We start from the raw sequence: 3,121 nt of genomic DNA, 5'->3' as shown, positions 1-3,121 counted from the left end.
GGCTTTAGCATTCACCTGAAATAGCGCGAGCCGCTCCCCTTATCGCGGCGCTGACACAGCGCCGCCCCCGAGGAGGAGTTTGGCGCCCAATCCCATCATGACCACGCCCGTAAATCGCTGCTGCCAGACCAACAAACGGGGATTGCGGGCGAGCCATTGCCCCACGGTGCCGGAGGCCATAGCGACAGAGCCCAGCGAAAGGATCCCGGCCAGCTTTTGAATGGAACCTAAAACGAGCAATTGCAACCAAACCGGCCCGGTTTCAGGGTTAACAAACTGCGGGAGGAAAGCAAACATGAACAGCAGCGACTTAGGGTTGGTCAGGCTGTTAATCGCCCCTTCTTTCACCGCCTGCCACCCGGTCATCATCCGGGGTTTCAGCACGGCATCGGAACGCTGCCGGCTTACCTTCAGCATTTTTATCCCCAGCCAGACCAGATAGGCGGCCCCAACCCAACGCAATACGTCCAACGCCAGCGGATAACTATGCAGCAACGTGGCGAGGCCGAGCACCAGCATGGAAACCTGCACCATACCGGCGACAAAAACCATGCCGAAAACATTGAGCAGCGCGATGCGACGGCCTTGGCCGATACCCCGGGCCAGCGTGAGCATCATATCCGGTCCGGGAGAGAGTTCCAGAAGGGTGAGTGCAACAAGAAAAGCAATAAACGTTTCGGCTGAAGGCATGGGGTTATCACCGGCGAGTCAAAGAATACGGCAATCATATTCCTCCCCGGACATTCGCAACAGCACTATCAGACGCATCCGGGGCGTGTCGTTAATTCAGGGCGGCGAGAAATGCCTGATAGCCTTGCGCGCTGCGATCCAATTCGTGGGATTGCAGCGGCTCCACCGTCCCGTCCGAAGCGGCTTCCTTGCCGTAAAAGGCAAAGAACGAAGCATAGTCGGCCCGCACGTAATCGGCGGTCACTTCAAACGGCCGGAAGATCTCCTCCAGCGAGTAGCGATAACGCCCGTCGCGCGCGTAATCTTCTGCGCGCACGCCCGCCGTGACCGCCAGCGCCAGTTTCTTGTTCTGCATCTTATAGCCGCTGCGGGAACCGTAGGCCCAGCCGTAGGTGAGCACGTCGTCCAGCCATTTTTTCAGCAGCGGCGGGCTGCTGAACCAGTAAATCGGGAACTGCAGCACGATGTTGTCATGCGCTTCAATCAACTGCTGTTCTTTGGCGACGTCGATCTGCCAGTCCGGGTAGGCCTGATGCAGTTCGTGCACGGTATACAGCGCCGGATAACGGCGCAGTTCCTCCAGCCAACGTTTGTTGACCACCGAGTTCGCCATATCGGGATGTGTTACTACCACCAAGGTTTTCATACTGATCTCTCCAGTCAGGTGTTTCGACGCATCTTAGGGTATGCTGACAGAATGTAAAATACGCACACTCACGACACATACTTACCCTGGAGAAAGTGTAAATGACCGCCGAATCCCGCTGCAGCCCAACGGGCATCAGCCTCGAAGACACCGGCTATGGCTACACCCTGTCGGTGATCAACGGCAAATATAAAATGATTATTCTCTACTGGCTGGCGCTGTATAAGCCGGTATTGCGGTTCAACGAACTGCAGCGCTGCGTCGGCACTATTTCGTACAAAACGCTGAGTTCGACGCTGAAAGAGCTGGAAAAAGATCGCCTGGTGGTGAGAAAGGAGTATCCGCAGATCCCGCCCAAGGTGGAGTACAGCCTGTCCGAGCGCGGGCGTTCGCTGATCCCGGTGATCGACATGATGTGCAACTGGGGGGAGCAGCACCGGCCGGAGCCGCCGGTGCCGTGAGGGGTTAGTTGTCCGCCGCCGCTGAGGTTGCCGGCGCGGGTTCATCGTGCTCAACCAGCGCGTCCGCCGGCCGGCACTGGCGCAGCGTGCGCACGCTGAAAGCCACCAGCACGCCGAGCACAGCGGCGAATGCGCCAAACGACAGCACGCTCATCAACGGGGTAAATACCCTGCCCAGTACGCCGAGCCCCAGCGCGCCGATCGAATCGCCGGTCACGTCCTGCGCGGTGCCGAGGCTATTCACCCGCCCCAGCAGATGATCCGGCGTGTTGCTCTGGATCAGCATGAACTGCAGAAGTGAGGCGATAGCGTTGGCGTAGCCGTAGCACACCAGCGCCAGCAGCGCCGGCGCCAGGTGGCTGAACAGCCCCAGCGAAGCGATGGCGGTGAACGCGACGATGGCGGCGACCAGGATCAGCACGCCAGGGCGAGAGAAACGCCCCACCCAGCCGCTGGTCAGCGCGCCCAGCATCGCGCCGAGCGGCACCGCGGAATACATCAGGCCGATAGAGGACGCGCCGACGTGGTAAGCATCCTGCGCCAGCGCCGGGAACAGCACCCTGACGGCGCCGACGATGCTCATCAGCATCCCCAGCAGCACCACCGAGCCGACCACCTTATTGCGCCAGACAAACTGGAAGCCGCTGGCGAGCGCGCGCAGCGGATGTTCCGGCTCCTGCTGCTGCGGCAACAGCGTCGGCAAGCGCACCAGCGGCACAAGGGTGCCCAGCGTCCCTGCCGCCGCGACGGCGAAGGCGAGACCGACGCCGCCGAACACGATGATAATCCCGCCCAGCGCCGGCGCCAGGATCGCGCCGATGCGCACCGTCACCATGCTCAAGGCCCCCGCCGCCGCCAGGTTTTCACGCCCGACCAGCAGCGGGATCACCGCCATCAGCGCCGTCATGCCCAGCGCGCCGAAGAAGCCGTCCCAGGCCGCCAGCAGGTAGAGCGCCCATAGCGAAGGCGCCGGGGCGAAGGCGTTCAGACTCAGGGCGACAAACCCCAGCCCGCAGGTGCCGCGCGCAAACAGGATCAGCTTACGGCGATCGTAGCGATCGGCGAGTACCCCGCCCAACATCAGGCCGATAAACATGCCCACGCCGTCCAGCGCCACCGCGACCCCCACCTGCAACGTGGAGCCGGTCATCGCCTGGATCTGAATCGGCACCCCCACCGCCAGCATGCCGAGGGAAAACACCGACAGCATGCGGGCGCAGAAAATCGCGCGGAAATGCGCATTGCTTCTCAGCAAACTGAAATCAAGAAAAAAAGAAGGTCTGGCCATAGCGACGACGCCAGCAGCAACAAAAACGGCGGCGAT

At 61.4% G+C, this 3,121-nt stretch carries 4 protein-coding genes; 1 reads left to right on the top strand and 3 read right to left on the bottom strand.

Translation table 11 applies throughout. The features are described from left to right. Positions 1-39 precede the first annotated feature (39 nt). The gene (locus ADK28_RS04460; RefSeq protein WP_028127429.1) at positions 40-690 is read right to left on the bottom strand and encodes a LysE family translocator; all 651 of its coding nucleotides are present in this window, start codon (positions 688-690) and stop codon (positions 40-42) included. Positions 691-781: 91 nt separating this feature from the next. Continuing rightward, positions 782-1,336: an NAD(P)H-dependent oxidoreductase gene (locus tag ADK28_RS04455; RefSeq protein WP_033640278.1), complete on the bottom strand. Its 555-nt coding sequence runs from the start codon at positions 1,334-1,336 to the stop codon at positions 782-784. Positions 1,337-1,437: 101 nt separating this feature from the next. Between ADK28_RS04455 and ADK28_RS04450 the strand changes: the two genes are divergently transcribed. After that, entirely contained in the window at positions 1,438-1,797 is a 360-nt protein-coding gene (locus ADK28_RS04450) for a winged helix-turn-helix transcriptional regulator (RefSeq protein ID WP_048794992.1), read from the top strand. Between the two features lie 4 nt (positions 1,798-1,801). On the opposite strand, the gene entS is transcribed toward ADK28_RS04450, so the two are convergent. After that, on the bottom strand, positions 1,802-3,085 hold the full coding sequence (gene entS, locus ADK28_RS04445; protein WP_033648343.1) for an enterobactin transporter EntS: 1,284 nt from the start codon (positions 3,083-3,085) through the stop codon (positions 1,802-1,804). Positions 3,086-3,121 lie beyond the last annotated feature (36 nt).

This window comes from Serratia sp. 506_PEND, assembly GCF_001076875.1.
In the GTDB taxonomy this organism is placed as follows: domain Bacteria; phylum Pseudomonadota; class Gammaproteobacteria; order Enterobacterales; family Enterobacteriaceae; genus Serratia; species Serratia marcescens.
This window is presented reverse-complemented; position numbering and strand designations above follow the sequence as displayed.